The following is a 20,815-nucleotide window of genomic DNA, read 5'->3' as shown; positions in this document are numbered from 1 at the left end:
ATTTATTGGACTTGATATACACAGGGAGATGGGATGCAGTAAAGTGATGATTGATAAATGATAGTCATGGAAGTTATAAAATAGAATATATAGTTAAATTAAATATGTTAAAAATTCTGACAAAAATGAAGACAAAGAAAAAGTTATCGATTATAATAGAAGAATAATGAATGATAGTCATTCATTACTTCTGTTGTTGTTTATGAATTTCCATTACATTAACTATAAATGAATGATAGTCATTCATTTATGTGCATTAAAATAGAAGGGGGCGTGTATGAGAATTATACTAGTTGAATGGGGGAAACAAGATGGAAGGTAAGCCAAGTGCTACATTTGTTCGTACGCTAACGCTTCGATCACTTGTCATTTTAGGCCTTGCATATATGGCTCCAATGACGGTGTTTACTACATATGGAGTTGTGGCTCAAACTACGCATGGCATGGTTTCTATGGCGTATGTCCTTGCTCTTGCAGCGATGCTATTTACCGCATACAGCTACGGGCATATGGCCAAAGAATATCCTTTATCAGGCTCTGCCTATACGTATACTCAAAAGTCTATAAGTCCTCACATAGGATTTCTCGTCGGCTGGTCTGTGCTTTTAGATTATCTTTTTTTACCAATGATTAATTTTTTGTTAGCGGGAACTTTTTTATCAGCTGCGTTTCCGTCTATTCCATCGTCTCTTTGGATTCTACTTTTTATTGTTATCATCACTTGTATAAACGTGTTTGGTATTCAAATGACAGCAAAAGTGAACGGAATACTTGTTCTTTTTCAATTTCTTGTAACAACTCTATTTGTTATCTTATCGATTAAGAAAATGATAGAAGGAGAAAGTGATCTTTTGTTCTTTTCTTCTTTACAGCTTTTCGGCTCAGAGGATTCTTTTTCTTTTGTTCTTGCAGGAGCTTCAATTCTTTGTTTATCTTTTCTTGGATTTGATGCTGTGACTACACTATCTGAAGAAACAGTTGATCCAAAGAAGAATGTACCAAAGGCTATTTTTCTCGTAGCATTTATAGGAGGAATACTTTTTATACTTGTTTCCTACATTACTCAGCTTGTTTATCCAAACTATCATTCATTTAAAGTTGTAGATTCAGCTTCGTTTGAAATAGCAGCTTATATTGGAGGAACGCTCTTTTCATCCGTTTTTCTTGCCGGAATTATTACTTCAACGATTGCATCAGGAATTTCTTCACACGCCAGTGCTTCGCGGCTGCTTTATGCAATGGGCAGAGAATCCATGCTGCCTAAAAGACTATTTGCATATATACATCCAAAATATAAAACACCATCGCGAAACGTTGTATTTATTGGGTTACTTTCATTAAGTGCACTTGCAATGGACGTAGTTACAGCTGCTTCCTTCATAAATTTTGGCGCGTTAATTGCATTTACATTTGTAAATATCTCTGTTATTTTTCACTATTATATCCGGGGAAAACAAAGAGATGTTAAAGGCACATGCCGTTATTTAATCAGTCCCATTCTTGGAGCAGCCTTTACAGTGTGGTTATGGACAAGCTTAGATATAAAATCTATCTCCTTAGGGAGTGTTTGGGTTGTTATAGGCTTTATTTATCTAGTATACAAGACGTCATTTTTTACAAAAGCACCGCCGCAATTTACTTTTGATGAAAAAACAGAGCCAAACCAACTCAAAACCGAACATATATCTTGATAAAGTACGTTATTAATTATCTGAAATTTCTAACATAAGAGGAGAGATTAAAATGAAAGAAACAGTAAAAGTTGGTCTTATTCAAGTTAAGTGTGAAGAAAGCGTTGAAGCTAATATTAACTACACGTTTACAAAAATTAAAGAAGCCGCGGCGAATGGAGCTCAAATTATTTGTCTACAAGAACTATTTAATGCTCAGTATTTCCCTCAAAGTGTTTCACCGGCAGGGTATGAGCTGGCTATACCAGCAGAGAGCGCCGTATTAAAAGAAATGGCAGACCTTGCAGCAGACTTGAAAGTTGTGCTAATCGTGCCTTTTTATGAAAAAGCAGCTAGAGGCGTTTATTTTAATAGTGCAGCTGTATTTGATGCAGACGGAACTTGCTTAGGAGTTACAAGAAAGAACCACATTCCTGACGGGCCGAACTATCACGAAAAATATTATTTTGTTCCAGGAAATACGGGATATCCTGTATATGAAACGCAATATGGAACAATTGGAGTAGGAATTTGCTGGGATGAGTGGTTCCCAGAAGTAGCACGAATTTTATCCCTCCAAGGAGCGGATATTCTCTTTTATCCTTCTGCTATTGGTTCAGAGCCTGATCATCCTGAACTTTCAACTCGTCCCGCATGGGAGAAAGCTATTTCAGCACATGGTATTTCAAATGGAGTCTTTGTTGCTGCGGTGAACCGGGTAGGAACGGAAAAAGAGATGACCTTTTACGGAGGAAGCTTTGTAAGCAATCCAATGGGAGAAATTCTACAATCTTTAACGGATGAAGAGGGAATTTTGATTCAAGAAGTTGACTTGAAAGAAATTGATTCAACACGTAATTTGCTTCAGTTTATGCGTGACAGAAGACCAGATACGTACGAATTATTATTAAGAAAAGAAGCATTCCGCACACCTTCAAATGTATAAATTTGATTTCTAGTATAAAAAGATAAAAAGAAAGGAGAAAAACAGAATGATGCATAAAACAAGCTGGATTTGGGATGAACGATTTTTACGCCATGACACCGGCAGGATTCAGTATGTATTTGAAGGTGGAGAAACAGTAGAGCCTTGTGACGAGTTTGAAAACAAGCATCGGATGAATGTGATCAAAGAAATGATTGAAAAAAGCGGCTTAGCACATCACTTAGTTAGACAATCACCTTATGAAGCATCGGAGGAAGATTTACGTCGGGTTCATACTAAAAAACATATCCAGCATGTCCAAAAAGCATGTAAAGCGGGAATAAGGGAGATTGGACCTGAGGCATATGCATCTGCTGAAACGGAAGGGATTGCGAGGCTATCCGCAGGTGCCGTTATGAAAGCAGTAGATACCGTGATGGAAAGTGAAACGACAAAAAAAGTCTATGCTCAAATACGTCCGCCAGGGCATCATGCGTCTTCAGACCAAGCAATGGGCTTTTGTTTTTATAACAATGTGGCTGTAGGCGCTGCCTATGCAATTGAACATTACGGGTTAAAAAGAGTTGTTATCTTGGATTGGGATGTTCATCACGGAAACGGAACGCAAGACATCTTTTATGAACGTGCCGACGTACTTGTTATTTCTATTCACGAGGCAGAATATTTTCCATTAGAATCTGGTCAGGTACACGAAGTCGGACAAGGAAAAGGGGAAGGATATAATATAAATATACCAGTGCCTCCCCTGACTGGAGATGAAGGCTATCAATATGTATTTGAATCTATCATTGCACCAGTTATTAGCCAATTTGGGCCTGAGCTTATCATAGTATCAGCGGGCCAAGATGCAAATGCTTTGGATCCTATTTCTCGTTTAATGGTGACAAGAGAAGGATTTAAATATATGGCAAGCAAAATGCGAGAATTAGCAGAAACATATTGCGAAGGAAGGCTTATTGTAGCACAAGAAGGAGGGTATAACTTAGCATACCTCCCGATTGCAACCATGGGAGTTATTGAAGGCCTTACCGGTGTAGATGTAAACTGGAAAGATCCGCACGTTTTGCCGCAAAGAAATACACCACCTGCTTTATTCGAAGCGATAGATAACGTTATAAACTATCAGAAAAGTTTTTGGGGATTTGCTGAGAAGGAAAGCTTTTGTTATGAAGAGGATATCTAAGCAATTAACAGCGTTAATATGTTAGGAACAAATAAATGAGATCACATGATAAAAAAGAGTCTCCGTAACGGAGACTCTTTTAAAATACCAATTAACGTAACAATTGAAGTACGTTTTGCGGTTGTTGGTTAGCTTGACTTAGCATAGCTTGAGAAGCTTGAGATAAAATTGAATTCTTTGTTTGTTCCATCATCTCTTTCGCCATCGTGCGAACATTTGCTTTGACAAATGACTAGACTATATCTTCACCCTCTTAAAAAGGTAGGGGTTGGGCGCTTCGAATATAAATAAGCGGAACAGAATTATTTATATCCTACAGATTTCATCGCCTTAGCAAGCTGCCTTAGACGGTCTATCTTAGTCGTTGAACTTTCTCCAGAGTTTCCTCACAGGAGCTTAGCTGCTGATTGTCCAATCTTTTCTTTTTTCAAACCGTTACGCCTGTCGTTTCCAACTACGCTGTGGTAAGAAAAGCTCTCAGGGGTTTCCAGCAATTCACCCAATTATGCTCACTAGCCGTTACCAGCTAGGACGACTGTGCTTGTTGCTGCTTAGGCAGCTAAAGCATAATCTACGTCACGGATACGTGATTCTGCAGCTGTTAGGTTTTCTGATGATGTGCTTAGGTTGTTAATTGTGTGATCCAAACGATTTTGTTTAGCACCAAGTTGAGCACGTTCATCTGAAACACTTTTAATTGCTTTATCGATTGTATCAATTGCAGCAGTAGATGTAGGGGCATCTGCACTTAAATCAATACCGTCAATTCCTAAACTAGCTGAGTCCATTTTAGCGAAAGTTACATCAATTTTTTGATCTTTGTTAGCCCCAATTTGAAAAGTAAACTTCCCATCAGCTCCAGCTCCACCTGTACCGTCTAATAATTTTTGAGTATTAAACTCTGTATCGGTAGCAATTCTATCAACTTCACCAATTAAGTCAGTAACTTCTTTTTGAATTTCAGCTCTGTCATCTGCAGTGTTAGTGTCACTACTTGATTGAACAGCTAGTTCACGAACACGTTGTAAAATAGAGTGTGTTTCATTTAACGCACCTTCACCAGTTTGGATCATTGATACTCCATCCTGAGCATTACGAGAAGCTTGATCCAATCCGCGAATCTGCCCGCGCATTTTCTCAGAAATTGCAAGACCCGCTGCATCATCAGCCGCGTTGTTAATGCGCTGACCTGAAGATAATTTCTCCATAGATTTTGCTTGTGCATTGTTGGCTGTGTTGTATTGGCGGTACGTGTTTAAAGCTGTAATGTTGTGATTAATTCTCATTTTCCTTACCTCCGTATAATGGTTTTACTTCTTGGCTTACATCCTTGTATGCAAGAAGTGTCCCGCTTTGAAACGGGATAAAAACAATTGAACATCTTTGGGAAATATGTTCATACTATATATCGACTGAGAGGAGAGGTTGTTTATACTTTCTATTAATTTATTAAATAAAAAATTTGTGCATGTATAAAAAGAAAAACCAGTTCTCTACACGAACTGGTTTTTAGCATTAATGAGTAGCTCCGCCTGAAATTAAAATGTCATCCTCAGTTACGATTGTGGTTTTTACTATAGACAGCAATCCCTGCCTAATCAAATCCAACGACATACTCGCCTTCCCTGGGTGATTCACAGCTTGTTCAGGAAGGTAAGGGATATGAACAAATCCGCCTTTAATACAACAGTTTTGAATCATGTTCATAAGTCCATAAAACACGTGGTTACAGACAAACGTTCCAGCGGTTTGAGAGACGCTGCTTGGAATGCCTGCTTGGCGCAGGTTTTCGACAGCAGCTTTAATTGGCAGTGTCGAAAAGTACGCGGCAGGACCGTTTTGGAGAATAGGGCGGTCAATAGGCTGCTGGCCGATGTTGTCAGGAATTCGGGCGTCGTCTACGTTAATAGAAACGCGTTCGATCGTAATTCCTTCCCGGCCGCCTGCTTGTCCAACGCAAATGACGATGGCAGGGCTAATTTCTTCTATATACGTATGAAGCTTTGCGAGCGATTCACCAAACACAGTAGGAAGAGGTTTAGCGATAATATGATAATCTTCAACAGCTACACCGTCTAAAGCTTTTACAGCTTCTAAAGACGGGTTAATACTTTCACCTTCAAACGGTTCAAAGCCAGTTAGTAATACAGTTGTCATTCTACTAGTCTCCTTTAAAAGTGATATACAAGGTAGTACATTAATAACGTATTAACAACAAAAACGGATAGCGCAATTGGCACCTGAGCTTTAATTACGGCGTTTTTGTCTTTTAATTCAAGCAGCATAGCAGGTACTATGTTAAAGTTGGCTGCCATTGGTGTTAACAGCGTTCCACAGTAGCCAGCAAACATCCCTAGAGCGGCCATAATGGCTGGATTTCCTCCGTGCATATGTACAATCAGCGGAAGTCCAATACCTCCAGTAATAACGGCAAACGCAGCAAACGCATTTCCCATTACAATCGTAAATAGCAGCATTCCCAAGCAGTAAGCAAGCACAGCAACAAACGCATAGTTAGTCGGAAGAATATCACTTACAATATCCGAAACGACTGTTCCAACACCTGATTTTGAAAAGATGCCGCCAAGCGCTGCCAGCATTTGCGGTAAAATAACTGCCCAGCCGACGGCTTGAAGCAAGCGGCTTCCTTCTTTAACAGGTACGTCCATTTTTGCTTTGGTGACGCCCATTGAAGCGATAAACGCAATGACAGCTGCGATTGCCAGTGAAATTAACGTGACTTTTTCTGGGTCAATTAAAGCCCAGTTTCCAAATTTAATTTTGCCAAAAAGAAGAGTACCGATAATCGTAAAAATAGGAATAAATAAAGCTGGCACAAAGATTTTGTTTTTTAATCGCTGTGCGTGAGCTACTCGTTCTTCAGCAGGTGTTTCCGCTTCATTGGATTTGGTTACGCGGTTAAATGAAGCAAGCAGCACCATGATAATGACTAAACATCCTATATAAAAAGGCGGAATCACATTGCCAAATAAAAACGTAATAGAAAACAGTGCCCAGAATAGAGAAGACCCTAAACGATTAGGATGGTTGTGGTCGCGTGCGATTCGAATCGCGATAAAAGCAACAATAATACCGAGTAAGTAGTAAATCGTATCAAGCGTTAGGATGCTTTTCATTTAACTAGCCTCCGTCTTTGAAGATGGTGTTGGTTTGTGCTTCATCATTTTTCTGTGAATACGTCGGTCTAACTGACGGAAACGAATGGCGCTGATCAGCAGCGCTGCGATGGCTGTTGGAATACCCCAAAGCGCCATATCCCAGACGTCAACGTGAATGCCTACTGAGTCAAAGAAACCTTTCATTAAAAGAATTCCACCCGTTGCGATAAAGATATCTTCCCCGAAAAACCAGCCCGTATTTTCAGCCGCGGCTGCGTGAGCGCGAATATCTTCTTTTACTTTAGGCGGAAGCTCTCCGTACTTGGCACGAGCTGCACCTTCAGACATAGGTGCCACTAACGGACGCACGGATTGAGCATGTCCTCCGATATTTAAGCCGACTGCGGCTGAAATTTCACGGATAAAAAGATATATAAGTAAAACATTTCCAGAAGAAGCGTTTTTCGCTTTTTTAATCAGCACTTCCGCTTGTTCCTTTAACCCGTATTTTTCTAACACGCCAAAGATAGGAAGAGTAAGTAAAATAGCCATAGACATATAGCGGTTATCGACAAAGAACTGGCCGAACATCGTAATCACTTCATGCAGTGACAAGCCTGATACAAGACCAGTTACGATGCCTGCAACAGTTACCACAAGCAGCGTGTTTAAACGAAATAAAAACCCCACTGCCACTAGCAAAACCCCAATTAATTTCAACATAAAAAATCCCCCTCCAGTATGTATAGACCGTGCTGCAAAGTCACCTCCATTGTTTTTCTAAAAAAGCAAAGATGTTTTGAGTATAAACAATTCTGAAAATTAAAACAAGACAGTTAAGATATAAAATAGTTTTATTAGTGAACTAAAAGTATAAAAGGAAGGTTTATATACAACTTGCATGTAGAAATAAAAGAAAGAATTCGGCGAAGAAGTTTGGGTAGAAATTTTTTAAGCTGATCTGCTGAAAACACCTCTCCTAAAATACCAGAAATGGTGTATAATTCTAAAAGATGTGAGTATAGAATTATATAGATTACACACACAGGTAAATCTATATAACTATATTTTAAACAATATATTGAAGGAGGAAGGAGCATTTGAATTGTTCAAATTGCGGCCATTTTAATGATGGCGGAAAGTTTTGCGTGAAATGCGGTCATAAATTACAAGAAGAGGCAGCTGTAAGCCAGACGGCAGCAGCATCTGAATATCAGCCTCAACCTCAGCCGCAAACAGCGTATGCGCCTCAACAACCTAATCAGCGTGTTCGTCAGGCGAAAAAGGTGTCGAAATCATTTTTCAGTTATTTTGCAGAAGGAATTAAAAATCCAACAGCTACAGCACAAGCAGCAGATGAAAGCCAATTTGTTAATGCTCTTATTACAGTCATTCTTTATGCTCTTAGTATACCTATTATGCTGTATGTAGGCTGGAAGCTATTGTTGATTCAATTTGTTCGAAGCATGTTCAAGCTTCCTATTATCAGTGAAGAGCTGGCGCCATCCGACATGGAGGATTTTAATACAGGCGTTGATTTGATAAAAGCCACAGATATTAACAGCATCATTCACTTTAATTTTACAGATTTCGTCTTTAAACAAGGGATTTTCATTTTTATTGGACTTGCGGTTATTATTGGAGCAACATATGTTGCAGCAAAGTTTGGAAAAGTAGACGTTTCTTTTAAAGAATTCTTCTCACGCTTTGGCACGTTTTTAATTATTCCAACAGCTCTTCTTTTAATTGGGCTTGTGCTTGCATTTCTCCATGTTGAATACTTCTCTTATTTTATGAATTTCGGTTTGTTAAGCATTTTCCTTGTGGTTCCATTTACTATTGCTAGCTTTAAGCCAAGCGGAACAAATGGGCTTGATCGTATCTATAGCACTCTTATTGTGTATATAGTCATTACGATTGTGCTGACGTTCATTGCGAATGGTTTAGGAGAAGAAGCCAAAACCATTATTACAAGAATGGGAAACAGCAGTGAATTAAATGATTTATTTTAAGTCGGCAGAAAGCATCGTGCACAGCGGTGCTTTTTCATACCATCATAAAAAAGGAGTGTAGAAATTGGGATATTGCAGAGAGTGCGGCCATCAGTTAACAAATGAGCATCAATTTTGTCCAGAGTGTGGACATCCCGTCGAAAGAAAAGAGACTTCTAGCCAAGGAGCAAAATCACAGCGTTACGTAGAACCCGCATCAGCTTCAGTAGAGGAAGAGAGAGAATCGGTAAAACCTCCGAATAAAAAAACAAAGATTATTGCGATTTCAGTTATAGCAGCAGCTGCTATACTTGGAGGCGCTTATTACGGAATAGATAAAACAATGATGGCGCCTAAAGCCGTGTCAGAAAAATTTATTGCTTCAGTAAAGGGTAATGATGTTGATAAAGTAAAAAAATATGTAAATGATGGTCAAATTCAATTAGAAGCCAACGATGAGCAAACAAAATCATTTATTACATATCTGCACGAAAATCCGGATGTAATGAAATCAATCTCTGAAGGGTTAGCGGCAGATAGCAGAGCGCTTGAAGCAGGAGTTCCAAACGAAGATCACTCTTCATACGCTAAATTAGAACAAGACGGAAAGAAGTGGGGAATCTTTGATCATTACACGGTACAAATAAACCCTGTATATGCAAAAGCTCAGTCTACAGAAGATGCGACAGTAGTATATATTGACGGTCAAAAAGCTGGAACGGTAAGCAGTGACTCTTCTAAAAAGATTGGACCATTTTTACCTGGTACACATACATTAAAAGGTGAAGTGCAAAATGATTACGGAAAAGTTGAAAACGAACAAGAGATTGAAGCCGCTAACGGAGAAGATGTAAACGTTGAGTTTGATTGGTCAGATAATGCAGTATACATCTCTTCAGATTATGATGACGCGACCCTGGTCGTTAATGGCAAAGGCACCAAAACAAAAATTAGCGATATTGATTATCTAGGTCCACTGCCAATGGACGGTTCAGTAAAACTATACGCAAAACATGGAGAAAAGAAAACGGAAGAAGTATCAATTAAAAAAGGCATGGAAGATGTTGCGCTTAATTTTGATGAAGAAAATATGACAGAAGCTACGGCAAAAGCATCGGGTCCTTCTAAGAATCAAGAGACGACGGACAAAGGTTCGGAAGTCAATTCTGGAGTATCTACTAGTGAAGTTTCTAGTTTTATTGAACAATATATGTACGCTACAATTTCCTCAATTAACAGTGGAGACTTCTCTATTGCAGAGCCATATATCGATTCTAACGGGCCAAAATACAAGGAACAAAAAGATTATACCGCTTACCTAATCAAAAAAGGAATAACAGAAGATTTATTAAGCTTTAATGTAAATAGAGTAACAAAACTAGATGACTCTATGTATAAAGTGTATACAACAGAAGAGTATGATATTTCGTACGGAGACGGGTCTGTTAAATACAAAAAATTCAACAGTATTCATAAAGTAAAAGAATTATCTGATGGAAGTTTGGGAGTTTATCAGCTTATTAGTTCAACGGAAGTAAAGTAAAAGCTAATAAATAGACCCTGAAACAGCAAAAAACGTAGTAGGAAATAACAAATAAAAAAGACGTCTTCCATGAGAAGACGTCTTTTTTATATATCAAACCCAATACCTGGGATACTGCCGGTCTTGAAATAAATTATTATAAACGGTAGAAATCAGTACAACTACACATGCACAAATCATAATAATACCTAAGTATCCCCAGCCTGCCTGAGTATTAATAGCTACAATTGCGCTCGCTGCAGCGGGAGGATGAACGGTTTTGGTAAGAATCATTAAAATAAGAACAAACGCAAGCACAATGGCGATAGTGATTAGACTTCGATGAAATAAACTCCAAATAATAAGTGCGGAAACCGTTGCAAGCAAGTGCCCTCCCAGTACGTGACGCGGCTGTGATAAAGGACCTTTATGAGCCCCAAAGACAAGCACGCAGCTTGCGCCAATCGGAGCAAGTGCCATTGGATAGCCAAGCGCTAGTGCAATCGCACTGCTGATGATAATGGCAATTAAGCCTCCGATCGAAGAAACGACCGCATCTCTATAATTGATTTTCGGTTCTTCTTTTAGTTCTCCTTTCATCTTTTTAGCATAAGAGCTTAAGTAAGACAGAAAGGGATTTTTTGTTTGAGCAAAACTTTTTTCAATCTGCATTTCTTCTTTCCTTTCTCTTGTGTAAGTAAAATTTGTTTGTCAAGTTGTATGTCAGAACATCTGCTATATTAAGTTAGTTTATAAGAAAACAAGGATTACTGGAAGAGGAAAAATGTCTTTTTTTACTGGAAATACTCTTTATGAACGAAAAAAGGCGGGATAGGCGGTATAAAGGGTATCTATGTGCAGGGAAAGCAAGAGAGATGTATAATAAACCTAGAGGTGACTAAATAATGTATCTAGTAGACTACCATCATCACACGAACAATTCATTTGACTCACAGGCAGTCATGAAGGAAGTGTGCGAACAAGCTGTAAAAAACGGCATAAACGAAATTTGTTTTACCGAGCACTTTTCATTAAATCCATTAGCGCCAACTTATGGTCATATAGATTTTGATAAATACGAACGAGAACTAGCTGAATGCAGAGATCAGTTTCAAGGTCAGCTCGTGATTAAAAAAGGAATTGAAATTTGCGAGCCGCACTATTTAAAAGAGAAGTATCAAGAAATGATGAAGCAAGAGAACTTTGATTTTATTTTAGGTTCGGTGCATAACATTAATAACATCAAGCTTCGCAAACATTTAGAACTCAACGACAAAGAAGCGATTTACCGCGCTTATTTTAACGAAATGTATAAGCTAGTAAGCGACGCCGACATTGATGTATTGGCTCATTTAGATTTAATGAAGCGCTATGCATTTGAGCAATATGGTATTTACGACTTTCATCAATTCAAAGATATTCTTGCAGATATTTTAAAAAAAGCCATTGATCGTAATATTGGAATTGAAATTAACACTTCAGGTATAAGAGGGAAGCTGGGCGAAGCATTGCCTGCACTTGAAGTTGTTCGGCTGTACCGCGATTTAGGCGGAGAAATCTTAACCATTGGATCTGATTCACACTTTGCTGAAACTGTAGGAGCACATATGAAAGAAGCGGTTGAAATGGCGAAACAGTGCGGATTTACGGAGATTTATACATTTGATGAGCGTCAGCCAAAAGGAATTCGTATTTAATAGAAGTGGAGTTTACTTTCTTCTAGAATAATAATAACTGCAAAAAGCACGCTCTAATTTGAGCGTGCTTTTTTAATTTAGTTCCGCTTAAGCTCCGACAAAAACCTCCGGACTTCTTCGATAGTCAGCCCCAGCGTGCGAGCTGCTTCCATAAGACTTACCCACTCTTGATCGATTGACAGTACATGTTCTTTTTTCATTACGATTCATCCACCCTTTGCCAGGGAACCCAGCTATCGTAGCCGAAAGCGGCCTTAGACCTGAAGCTTTGCGTCACTATTTTTCAATAGTTTTGCCCTTATCTGGATAATTTGTAATAGTGTTCTTAGTATACAGTTATTTTACAAAATAATATTTGTAAAAGATGTCGAAATAGGTCGATTGTAACAAAAAAATTAAACGTTCGTGAATGGACCTATCAGTTTGTTTTACGGAACTTTAAATAATACTGAAATTCAATAAATTCTTCTTTGGTCATGCCGTCTTGAATGGCTCGTTCAATTAAATGAAGCCACTCTAGATTGAGGGCTGGCTTTGAAGTTAGAGCTGGACAGCTGATGTCTCCCTCAATTAATTCATCAATCGTTGTGTGAAGAGAAGAAGCGATTTTATCAAGCATTTGAAGAGAAGGATTATTATTTAACCCTTTTTCTAAATGAGACAAATACGATTTTGAAATATTGGCTTCTTCAGCCAAGCGTGTAATAGAATAGCCTTTTTTTAGTCGCAAATTCTTAATCTTTTCTCCTATCACATTCAGTTCATCCTCTTCTTATAGGTTTTTTGTTCATTATAACGCATATTTGTGCATTGTGTGTACATAAAAATATAAAATAAATAATATTTTGTTCTTTATAAAGAATAAAATAGGTTAAAATACCTATTCTTGATGCAGGTATATTATGCTATACTTCACTTACAAATTGTTCTTTATTAAGAATATTTGTCGATTTATCACTTTTTATTCGCTATAGTGAACGTTTTGTATAGTACGCTAGCGCTATATGAAATGATCCTTGCGCGATAAAGAGATAACATTATTTATTACATTAGGATAGGAGATTACATGGAAAAAAGATATGTAGAACTTGATTCTTTAAGAGGATTAGCAGCTCTTTTTGTTGTGATAAATCATTATCTCATGATTTATCCAAGCTTCAGCGAGTATAGGTATGACGGTGATTCTTCTTTTTTACTGTCCATGGTAAAAGAAAGCCCGCTGCGGCTATTGTTCAGCAGTGGAAATGAATCAGTTGTTTTGTTTTTTGTCTTAAGCGGATTTGTTTTAGCACTGCCGTTTTATGGGCGTTCTTTTTTTCGGTATGAGAACTATCTTGTAAGAAGAATTTGCCGAATTTATCTTCCTTACTTGTTTGCGGTGTGTGTGGCTATTTTATGCAAAATCTTATTTAGCCAAGGCGGGATTTCACAGTTAAGCCACTGGTTTAATCATTCATGGATCACAAACGAATCACCAAGTTTACTTCTTCAGCACTTCTTTTTAATTGGCACATTTAACACAGACGCTTACAACAATGTTATTTGGTCGCTTGTTCATGAAATGAGAATTTCAATTATTTTTCCTCTTTTAATGATTCTTTTACTGCGAATGGACGCAAAGAAAATCATGATGCTATTGTTTTTCGTGTTTGTTTCATCATCAGCGCTATTACTGCTTAATCAATTAAACTTAGAACCTACGAACTTCTTGCTTTCCTATCATTATTTGCTTTTATTCGCCGCGGGTGCGGTCACAGCGAAATATCGAGATTTTTTTATTCAGCTTTATCTGAAAATTAGCACATTTAAAAAGAGTCTTGTTGTTCTGATTGCATTTACCTGTTATTTATCTGAAGGCATTATGGGGAATTACGCCATCACCAATAACTTTTTATGCCGCAATCTGGCAGTGATGCTAGGGAGCTGTATGTTCATTATTATCGCTTTAGCATCACCGGCAGCTTCAAAGGTTTTACGCGCAGGAGTGCTGTCGTTTCTAGGTAAAGTTTCGTACAGCTTATATTTAACTCATCTCATTGTGCTGTTTTCAGCTATGTACTTGTTACACGGGTTTTTACCGTACTGGAGTATTTTAAGCATTTGTTTCCTTTTATCACTAGCGATGGCTTCTATCACGTATTATTTTGTTGAAAAGCCTTCAAGTAGATTAGGAAAATTCCTGACAAGAAACAAAGTTGTTTTTGGCAGAGCAGTGAGTCGTAAGTAGCAGAGAGAGAAAGTATATGGAGGTGAGTTTACGATGCAGGATAAAATTCAGCTAAAGGATTTTTTTCGAATTTTAAAAAGAAGATGGCTGACGATGCTTCTAGTCATAATCATAGCGAGTATGAGCATCACAACCATTTGTTTCTATTTACTAAAGCCTACGTATCAAGCATCTACTCAAGTACTTGTTAATCAAGCAACATCTAAGGATGTAGATGAAATTGCTAATATTACGCAGCTGAATACCCAATTAATTTCTTCGTATATCGATTTTATTAAAAGTCCGATGATCATAAATGGTGTAAAAGACGAATTAAAGTTAACTATTTCTAATAAAAAGCTGAGTGAACAAATTACAATTGATCATAACGAAAACTCTCAATTTGTCACGATTACCGTAAGAAACGAGAATTCGAAAACAGTAAGTGAAATCGCAAATAAAGTAGCTCTTCTTTCAAAAGATCAAGCGATGAAGTTAATGAAAGGAAGCAACATTCAAGTATTAACCGAACCATCGCAGAGCCTTAAAGTGTTCCCAAAGCCGCTGCCGGTTGCAGCTATTACTATCTTGGTCAGTCTGTTGGTAGGAATAGCGGGAGCAATGCTGAGAGAATATCTTGATAATACGGTTCGAAGTGAACAAGATATTCAAGAACTTATCGGACTCCCTGTCATTGGGCATATCGAACTCCAACCTCGAAAAATGAAGCGAAATCAAAAGCAAGGCAGTGATCAGCCAAAGACTAGGAGGGAGAACCTTGAGTTTTAAACGAAGAAAGTATCCATTTTCACTGTATCAAGATGCCAAAACGATCAACCAAACAAATATGATTCGAAAAAATGTTGAGGTTCTGCTGAATAGTGAAGCCAAATGCCTGACAATCACATCAGCGGAAGTGAACGATAAAAAGCCGCTTATGACGGCTAAGCTAGGTATTTCATTTGCTGAACAAGGGAAAAACGTTCTTCTTATTGACGGAAACGTCCATTGTCCTTCTCTTCATCAGCTTTTTCATCTCGGAAGTTCAGAAGGGTTAACGGATGTGTTAGTAAACAAGCAAAGCCGTCATTTACCGATTAAACAAACGTCGTACAAAGGACTGGACGTGCTTGCGGCAGGATCTCACTTTCGAAACGCATCAACATTATTTGTTTCCACGTACTTTGATGAGCTTATAGAAAGATGGAAAGAAGAATACGATTTGATTCTTTTTGAAACGCCTCAGTTTTTAGAAGAGACAGATTCTCATATTCTTGCCGCAAAATGTGATGCGACAATGCTTGTTGTGGAAGAACGCAAAACAAAAGCAGATGCCGTTGTCAAAACAAAAAATATGCTGGAAAAAGCGCGGATTCATGTACTAGGCGTTATTTGGAGTCCGTCTCACTAGCTCCTCACTTTATATAGAAGGAAGTGAAACGATGAATCAAATTGTCTCGAAAACGATTAGTGATTCCGACGTGCTAAAAAAAGAATTTACACTTTTTTACTCACTGTGTAAACGCATGTTTGATATTGTGATTTCGTTTATAGCTCTTGTGGTTTTGCTGCCTGTTATTTTGTTGTTTGCGCTCATTGTGATGATTGAAACACCGGGTTCACCTTTCTTTCTTCAAGAGCGTCTAGGTCAAAGCCGCAGACCATTTACGATTATGAAGCTGCGTTCGATGTACAGTGACGCTGAAAAAAACGGAGCGCAGTGGGCAGTTAAAAATGACAGCCGGGTCACCAAAGTAGGAAAGCTGATTCGCCAAACGCGAATTGATGAACTGCCTCAGCTGTGGAATGTATTAAAAGGCGATATGTCCATTGTCGGACCACGACCTGAAAGAGCCGTATTTATAGAAGAATTCCAAGAAACACTTCCTGCATTTAGTCAGCGGCTTGCCGTTAAGCCCGGCCTGACAGGGTGGGCACAAATTAACGGAGGATATGAGTTAACGCCAGCAGAAAAGCTGGAGCTCGATCTTTACTACATTCAACATACGAATATACGGTTTGACGTGAAGATTATGATAAAAACGCTAAGAGTCATCGTAACAGGAGACGGATCAAGATAGGAGAGGGATAACATGAAAAGAGTATTAGTTACAGGCGGATGCGGTTTTATTGGATCACATATGGCAGAGCTTCTTTATCAAAACGGATTTGAAGTAAAGGTAATCGACAATCTCTCAACGGGAAAAATAGCAAACTTAGAAAATCGAGGCATTTCTTTTCACTATGGAGATATTGTGAGTGAAGAATTAGATAAAGTATTTGCCGAGTTTAAACCTCATTATGTTGTTCACCAAGCGGCTCAAGTAAGCGTGGCTCATTCCGTTACTAATTTTCATCATGATGCCAATGTTAATATTCAAGGAACAATCAACATTATTAATGCATGCAAAAAGCACGGAGCTGAAAAAATCATTTTTGCTTCATCAGCGGCCGTGTACGGAAATACGAACGTTACTCCAATTTCGCTTGCTCATCCAACGAGTCCAGCTTCACCGTACGGACTGTCAAAATTTACGTCTGAAGAATATCTCAAGCTTGCCAAGCAGCTATATGATATTGACTACGTCATACTTCGCTACAGCAACGTATACGGTCCGCGGCAAAATTCACAGGGTGAAGGCGGCGTAATTTCAATCTTTTTTGACCGGTTTGTTACGAACCAGCAGCCGGTTATTTACGGAAGCGGCCGTCAAACGAGAGATTTTATTTACGTAGAAGACGTGAGCCAGGCGTGCTTACAAGCCATTCAGTATGAAGGGTGCGGCACGTTTAATATTTCCAATAATAGCAGCATCAGCATTAACGAACTTTTTTTCACAATGAAAAGCATATCAGGCAGTCAATTAACACCTGTTTACCACAGCGTGCGTGAAGGTGATATTGCAGACAGCAGGCTGTGCAATAAAGAAAGCATCAAATTATTGAAGTGGTCGCCTGCTTTTACGCTTGAAAAAGGATTAGCCAAAACGTACGACTATTATCATGAAACGTTAGCTCAGCAATTTGCTAAAACGATGGAGTAAGAGGGATGTATGAAGAAAAACTCCATTTGGAAAAACATTGTTCACTTATTTATTAGTACGGTTGTATCACGTTTGTTAAATGCAGCTGCGCTTATCGTACTGGCACAGTATTTAAGCGCAGCTAGTTACGGCAGCTTCAGCGTAGCGCTAGCTTTTGCGATGATATTAGGTTACTTTACAGACGTTGGCTTAAGCAACACGGTGCTTCGCGAAGGATCTAAAAAGCGAGCTGACGTGGATCATCTTTTATCCTCGTATGTGAAGATGAGAATTCTGCTTTTGCTTGCTACATTTGCAGGGGCGTATATAGTGATTTCCTTGTTTTATCACGAAGCATCACTTGTAAAGATGATGTACTACTTGATTATACCGATGGTAACAGGACTTGCGATGCAAAGCATCGGGATTACGTATTTTCAGCTTACTGAACAAATGCATCACTTAGGAGCGATTCGCATCTATTCAGCTCTTTTGCTGGTGGTGCTGCTGACGATTGGAATGCTGATGCATACAAGCCCATTTTTTATTTCGTTTTTGTTTGGCTTTTCCTATCTTTTAGCAGGAGTGTACGGTCTGTGGATGGTGGGAAAAAGAGTAGCGTTTAATTTGAAAAAGAAAATTCAACGCGGGCTGCTAAAAAATATCGGCTCTTTTATTGTAAGCGGACTGCTGATTATGCTGCTGCCGCAGCTTGGTCCAATCGTATTAGAAAATACAATTCCACTTGCAGCCGTCGGCGTGTTTGCTGTTGCGTACCGTATTCCATCGGCGCTGTATCAAGTTCCAGGAATTGTGGCAGGTGCTTTTTATCCGGTGTTATTTCGCCATTATAATCACCAGCAGACAGACAAACATTTAGAATTAAATATTTTGCAAGTGAAGCTTATGAGTTTAGTAGGGATGTTAACGGCGCTTCCTTTTTATCATTTATCCGATCTTGCCGTGTCGTTATTGTTCGGAGAGAAATGGGATGCGGCCGGAGATGCGTTAAAGTGGCTGTCGCTGATGCTGATTTTCCAGGGTTTAAGCGTAGCGCTAGCAGACGGCTTAACAACAAAAGGACTTCAAGGAAGAAGAACGGGCGTTCAGCTAGTTGCTGTTGTATCGGGAATTGTTTTTTACTACTTTTTAAGCTCTGCTTATTCTGTAATGGGAGCCGTATACGCTGCGCTTTTAATTGAAGGAATTTTATTTATTGGCTGCTGGTTATGTAATCCGGAAAGAGTCGTCATTATGCGTAAAACCTTTCCAGTCTTTGTTTGTTTATTTGGCAGTACGCTTGTGCTTACTACGCTGCTATTTTCGCAGCACCCGTTTATTGCGCTGTGCGTAAACATGCTTCTAGTGTTTTTGTTAACGTTGCTAGATAAAGAGATTAGAAATCAAGCATTAGGCTACCTGCAAAAAAACAAACCAGTAAACGTAGAGAACAGAAAGGAGGCACAAAATGGATAGTGTATATATACAAAATCGAAAACCGACCGTTTTGTTTTGCCTTTTTGTTCTTGTCACGCTAAGCAAATATAACGTCAATATTGGCTTTTCATTAAAGCCGTACATGATTTTTTTGTTTGCACTTCTGCTGCTTAGCTTTGCTTCTTTTTACGTCTATAAGCTCCAGGCGTATGAAGTGTTGCTGCTTTTATTTTATCTTTTTTACTGTATGACCGGAGCGTTTTCTCTGTACCCAGAAGCGAGTCTTCGTATTATGCTAGGCGTTTTGCTTATCCTTGCTTGCTACTTTTTAATGAAATATGTGATAGCAGAATTTCATAGCGGCAGCATCAAACGTGCTTTAACCGGAGCTGGCATTCTTTTTAACGGCGTGAGTTTACTGCTTTACATTGCGGGTCTTCAAGCGGTTCATTTTCAATTTGCATCCGATGTAGAAATCATTAAATGGGGCGTAATGATTGACCGCAGCTATCCCCGTTTGATTGGCGTACTGGATGATCCTAATATTTATGTATTTTATAATACCTTGTTTTTTACTTACTTTTTAACCAATAGCGATAGTACTAAAAATAAAGTCGGGCTTTTACTTAGCACATTAACAAGCGTTTTAACGTTTTCCCGTGGGGGATTAATCGCTATGGCCGCTGTGTTGATTTTGTACTTGCTTATTACTCGTTCGCTTAACAGTCTCAAAACCGTTCTTTCGTTTGTGTTTTTATTTGGTGTACTTGCTTTTATTGCCCATTTTATGACGAACTTTAACGTGTTCACCATTTTAACCGAACGAGCCGATGATTTTTTACATGACGGAGGAAGCGGAAGGTTTTCCCTGTGGAGCCGGGCATTTGAGTTTTTTTCATCGCATCCGTTTGCCGGAATCGGTGCTTTTAACTTTTCAGAGTACAATTTGTTTTACTACGGCGAAGCGCTGTACGTTCATAACACGTTTTTAGAGATTTTATCAGAGACGGGTATGATTGGCTTTTGCCTATATTTTAGCTTTTTACTTCTTGTGTTTCTTCAGCTTTTAAAACAAAAAATTCATAAAAAAGAGCCTTACTTATTTTTAACGTTTGCTGGTTTTTTGCTTCAAATGATGTCGCTTTCGTTAATTGTAAATGAGCTGTTCTTTTTGTACTTAGCACTGCTTTCAGGCTATTTACGAAATCATCAAAGTGAGGAGAGTGCGAGATGAATAATTTTAAATTTCAACCGGATCAGCCCCTCGTTTCAATTGTTACACCTGCCTATAACTGCGCAGCCTTTATTTCATCCACCATACAATCTGTTCAGCAGCAAACGTACCTCAACTGGGAGCTGCTTGTGATTAACGACTGTTCGACAGATGAAACAGCTGAAGTAGTAAAGAAGTTTAGTATAAAGGATCAACGCATTCAACTGCTTCAGCTTACCAAAAATTCAGGAGCCGCAGCCGCGCGTAATAAAGGAATAAATGCAGCAAGCGGACGTTTTCTTGCCTTTTTAGACAGCGATGATGTATGGAACGCAGAAAAACTTACAAAGCAAGTGGCCTTTATGCTGGAAAAAAACTGCGCTTTTTCCTATACAGGCTACAGCATTATCAATGAAAAAGGTGAAGAAACAGGAGTTGAAGTAAACGTTCCAAAAGGTGTTGATTACAAGACGCTAGCTGGTAACACTATTATCGGCTGTTTGACGGTAATGCTTGATAAAAAGCAAATTTCGGCCATTTCAATGCCAAACATTCAGCCGGAAGACACGGCGCTTTGGCTGTCACTCCTGAGAAAAGGCTACACAGCATACGGCCTTCAAGAGTCACTTGCTTATTACCGTCTTGTATCTCACTCCGTTTCTAGCAACAAGCTGAAAGCAGCGACGAGGTACTGGAGGCTCCTGCGCGAGCAAGAAAGGCTGCCGCTATGGAAAAGCGCCACTTATTTTGTGCAGTACAGCGTGAATGCGTACGCTAAAAGTAAAAACCTCTCAAAATCGTAAAGGAT

21 protein-coding genes, 1 pseudogene and 1 riboswitch are annotated in these 20,815 nt (G+C 38.8%); of the genes and pseudogenes, 14 read left to right on the top strand and 8 right to left on the bottom strand.

Annotated features, from left to right (window positions below; all coding sequences use genetic code 11):
* Positions 1-311: 311 nt before the first annotated feature.
* From SB717_RS03755 to SB717_RS03745, 3 genes are read left to right on the top strand one after another with little or no spacing between them, the layout of a single operon-like run.
* On the top strand, positions 312-1,691 hold the full coding sequence (locus SB717_RS03755) for an APC family permease (protein WP_410903261.1): 1,380 nt from the start codon (positions 312-314) through the stop codon (positions 1,689-1,691).
* Between the two features lie 52 nt (positions 1,692-1,743).
* Positions 1,744-2,616, top strand: a complete 873-nt coding sequence (locus tag SB717_RS03750) for a carbon-nitrogen hydrolase (RefSeq protein ID WP_340427401.1) — start codon at positions 1,744-1,746, stop codon at positions 2,614-2,616.
* A gap of 46 nt (positions 2,617-2,662) precedes the next feature.
* Entirely contained in the window at positions 2,663-3,799 is a 1,137-nt protein-coding gene (locus SB717_RS03745; protein WP_410903260.1) for a class II histone deacetylase, read from the top strand.
* Positions 3,800-3,890: 91 nt separating this feature from the next.
* Here the strand turns inward: SB717_RS03745 and SB717_RS03740 are convergent.
* The 5 genes and pseudogenes from SB717_RS03740 to SB717_RS03720 form a co-directional block, all read right to left on the bottom strand.
* Positions 3,891-4,004 (bottom strand): annotated as a pseudogene (locus SB717_RS03740) (flagellin); the annotation flags it as partial.
* Between the two features lie 346 nt (positions 4,005-4,350).
* Positions 4,351-5,085, bottom strand: coding sequence for a flagellin N-terminal helical domain-containing protein (locus tag SB717_RS03735; protein ID WP_144645574.1), 735 nt, complete (start codon positions 5,083-5,085; stop codon positions 4,351-4,353).
* 229 nt (positions 5,086-5,314) lie between these two features.
* Positions 5,315-5,956, bottom strand: coding sequence for a pyroglutamyl-peptidase I (pcp, locus tag SB717_RS03730; RefSeq protein WP_410903259.1), 642 nt, complete (start codon positions 5,954-5,956; stop codon positions 5,315-5,317).
* Between the two features lie 14 nt (positions 5,957-5,970).
* Positions 5,971-6,936, bottom strand: coding sequence for a DUF979 domain-containing protein (locus SB717_RS03725; RefSeq protein ID WP_410903258.1), 966 nt, complete (start codon positions 6,934-6,936; stop codon positions 5,971-5,973).
* Positions 6,937-7,641, bottom strand: a complete 705-nt coding sequence (locus SB717_RS03720) for a DUF969 domain-containing protein (RefSeq protein WP_074678744.1) — start codon at positions 7,639-7,641, stop codon at positions 6,937-6,939. It lies immediately after the preceding gene.
* 377 nt (positions 7,642-8,018) lie between these two features.
* On the opposite strand from SB717_RS03720, the gene SB717_RS03715 reads away from it, so the two are divergent.
* Both SB717_RS03715 and SB717_RS03710 read left to right on the top strand, forming a co-directional pair.
* On the top strand, positions 8,019-8,930 hold the full coding sequence (locus tag SB717_RS03715) for a zinc ribbon domain-containing protein (RefSeq protein WP_410903257.1): 912 nt from the start codon (positions 8,019-8,021) through the stop codon (positions 8,928-8,930).
* 64 nt (positions 8,931-8,994) lie between these two features.
* On the top strand, positions 8,995-10,452 hold the full coding sequence (locus SB717_RS03710; protein ID WP_410903256.1) for a zinc ribbon domain-containing protein: 1,458 nt from the start codon (positions 8,995-8,997) through the stop codon (positions 10,450-10,452).
* A gap of 93 nt (positions 10,453-10,545) precedes the next feature.
* On the opposite strand, the gene SB717_RS03705 is transcribed toward SB717_RS03710, so the two are convergent.
* Positions 10,546-11,103 (bottom strand): HPP family protein, encoded by a 558-nt coding sequence (locus tag SB717_RS03705; protein ID WP_098779641.1) that lies wholly within the window; start codon positions 11,101-11,103, stop codon positions 10,546-10,548.
* 233 nt (positions 11,104-11,336) lie between these two features.
* On the opposite strand from SB717_RS03705, the gene SB717_RS03700 reads away from it, so the two are divergent.
* The gene (locus SB717_RS03700) at positions 11,337-12,128 is read left to right on the top strand and encodes a histidinol-phosphatase HisJ family protein (RefSeq protein ID WP_410903255.1); all 792 of its coding nucleotides are present in this window, start codon (positions 11,337-11,339) and stop codon (positions 12,126-12,128) included.
* A gap of 77 nt (positions 12,129-12,205) precedes the next feature.
* On the opposite strand, the gene SB717_RS03695 is transcribed toward SB717_RS03700, so the two are convergent.
* Together SB717_RS03695 and SB717_RS03690 are read right to left on the bottom strand one after the other, a co-directional pair.
* Positions 12,206-12,328, bottom strand: coding sequence for an anti-repressor SinI family protein (locus SB717_RS03695; protein WP_080781629.1), 123 nt, complete (start codon positions 12,326-12,328; stop codon positions 12,206-12,208).
* Positions 12,329-12,348: 20 nt separating this feature from the next.
* A riboswitch (cyclic di-GMP riboswitch) is annotated at positions 12,349-12,435 on the bottom strand.
* A gap of 111 nt (positions 12,436-12,546) precedes the next feature.
* Positions 12,547-12,882, bottom strand: a complete 336-nt coding sequence (locus SB717_RS03690; RefSeq protein ID WP_034653819.1) for a helix-turn-helix domain-containing protein — start codon at positions 12,880-12,882, stop codon at positions 12,547-12,549.
* 312 nt (positions 12,883-13,194) lie between these two features.
* Between SB717_RS03690 and SB717_RS03685 the strand changes: the two genes are divergently transcribed.
* The 8 genes from SB717_RS03685 to SB717_RS03650 are packed head-to-tail and all read left to right on the top strand — an operon-like array spanning position 13,195 to position 20,810.
* Positions 13,195-14,355, top strand: coding sequence for an acyltransferase family protein (locus SB717_RS03685; protein ID WP_410903254.1), 1,161 nt, complete (start codon positions 13,195-13,197; stop codon positions 14,353-14,355).
* Positions 14,356-14,388: 33 nt separating this feature from the next.
* A complete protein-coding gene (locus tag SB717_RS03680; protein ID WP_410903253.1) occupies positions 14,389-15,123 on the top strand; it encodes a YveK family protein in 735 nt (244 codons plus the stop codon).
* On the top strand, positions 15,113-15,745 hold the full coding sequence (locus SB717_RS03675; RefSeq protein WP_043979911.1) for a CpsD/CapB family tyrosine-protein kinase: 633 nt from the start codon (positions 15,113-15,115) through the stop codon (positions 15,743-15,745). Before SB717_RS03680 ends, SB717_RS03675 begins: the two co-directional genes overlap by 11 nt.
* A 31-nt stretch (positions 15,746-15,776) precedes the next feature.
* Complete coding sequence (locus tag SB717_RS03670) at positions 15,777-16,415, top strand: sugar transferase (RefSeq protein WP_410903252.1); 639 nt, start codon at positions 15,777-15,779, stop codon at positions 16,413-16,415.
* Positions 16,416-16,427: 12 nt separating this feature from the next.
* Complete coding sequence (locus tag SB717_RS03665; protein ID WP_410903251.1) at positions 16,428-17,378, top strand: NAD-dependent epimerase/dehydratase family protein; 951 nt, start codon at positions 16,428-16,430, stop codon at positions 17,376-17,378.
* Positions 17,379-17,387: 9 nt separating this feature from the next.
* A complete protein-coding gene (locus SB717_RS03660; protein WP_410903250.1) occupies positions 17,388-18,833 on the top strand; it encodes an oligosaccharide flippase family protein in 1,446 nt (481 codons plus the stop codon).
* Positions 18,826-20,028, top strand: coding sequence for an O-antigen ligase family protein (locus tag SB717_RS03655; RefSeq protein ID WP_410903249.1), 1,203 nt, complete (start codon positions 18,826-18,828; stop codon positions 20,026-20,028). Before SB717_RS03660 ends, SB717_RS03655 begins: the two co-directional genes overlap by 8 nt.
* Positions 20,025-20,810, top strand: a complete 786-nt coding sequence (locus SB717_RS03650) for a glycosyltransferase family 2 protein (RefSeq protein WP_410903248.1) — start codon at positions 20,025-20,027, stop codon at positions 20,808-20,810. Before SB717_RS03655 ends, SB717_RS03650 begins: the two co-directional genes overlap by 4 nt.
* The last annotated feature ends 5 nt before the right edge of the window (positions 20,811-20,815 follow it).

The organism is Priestia sp. SIMBA_032 (genome assembly GCF_046535215.1).
Taxonomy (GTDB): domain Bacteria; phylum Bacillota; class Bacilli; order Bacillales; family Bacillaceae_H; genus Priestia; species Priestia aryabhattai.
Note: the sequence above shows the minus strand (reverse complement) of the source record. Positions and strands in the feature narration are given on the sequence as shown.

Excerpts from the sequence above, each read along its gene's own strand:
- SB717_RS03745 (WP_410903260.1), top strand. The coding sequence starts at position 2,663 with ATGATGCATAAAACAAGCTGGATTTGGGATGAACGATTTTTACGCCAT.
- SB717_RS03735 (WP_144645574.1), bottom strand. The coding sequence starts at position 5,085 with ATGAGAATTAATCACAACATTACAGCTTTAAACACGTACCGCCAATAC.
- SB717_RS03750 (WP_340427401.1), top strand. The coding sequence starts at position 1,744 with ATGAAAGAAACAGTAAAAGTTGGTCTTATTCAAGTTAAGTGTGAAGAA.
- SB717_RS03665 (WP_410903251.1), top strand. The coding sequence starts at position 16,428 with ATGAAAAGAGTATTAGTTACAGGCGGATGCGGTTTTATTGGATCACAT.
- SB717_RS03685 (WP_410903254.1), top strand. The coding sequence starts at position 13,195 with ATGGAAAAAAGATATGTAGAACTTGATTCTTTAAGAGGATTAGCAGCT.
- pcp (WP_410903259.1), bottom strand. The coding sequence starts at position 5,956 with ATGACAACTGTATTACTAACTGGCTTTGAACCGTTTGAAGGTGAAAGT.
- SB717_RS03720 (WP_074678744.1), bottom strand. The coding sequence starts at position 7,641 with ATGTTGAAATTAATTGGGGTTTTGCTAGTGGCAGTGGGGTTTTTATTT.
- SB717_RS03695 (WP_080781629.1), bottom strand. The coding sequence starts at position 12,328 with ATGAAAAAAGAACATGTACTGTCAATCGATCAAGAGTGGGTAAGTCTT.
- SB717_RS03680 (WP_410903253.1), top strand. The coding sequence starts at position 14,389 with ATGCAGGATAAAATTCAGCTAAAGGATTTTTTTCGAATTTTAAAAAGA.
- SB717_RS03725 (WP_410903258.1), bottom strand. The coding sequence starts at position 6,936 with ATGAAAAGCATCCTAACGCTTGATACGATTTACTACTTACTCGGTATT.
- SB717_RS03705 (WP_098779641.1), bottom strand. The coding sequence starts at position 11,103 with ATGCAGATTGAAAAAAGTTTTGCTCAAACAAAAAATCCCTTTCTGTCT.
- SB717_RS03655 (WP_410903249.1), top strand. The coding sequence starts at position 18,826 with ATGGATAGTGTATATATACAAAATCGAAAACCGACCGTTTTGTTTTGC.
- SB717_RS03650 (WP_410903248.1), top strand. The coding sequence starts at position 20,025 with ATGAATAATTTTAAATTTCAACCGGATCAGCCCCTCGTTTCAATTGTT.
- SB717_RS03755 (WP_410903261.1), top strand. The coding sequence starts at position 312 with ATGGAAGGTAAGCCAAGTGCTACATTTGTTCGTACGCTAACGCTTCGA.
- SB717_RS03700 (WP_410903255.1), top strand. The coding sequence starts at position 11,337 with ATGTATCTAGTAGACTACCATCATCACACGAACAATTCATTTGACTCA.
- SB717_RS03670 (WP_410903252.1), top strand. The coding sequence starts at position 15,777 with ATGAATCAAATTGTCTCGAAAACGATTAGTGATTCCGACGTGCTAAAA.
- SB717_RS03660 (WP_410903250.1), top strand. The coding sequence starts at position 17,388 with ATGAAGAAAAACTCCATTTGGAAAAACATTGTTCACTTATTTATTAGT.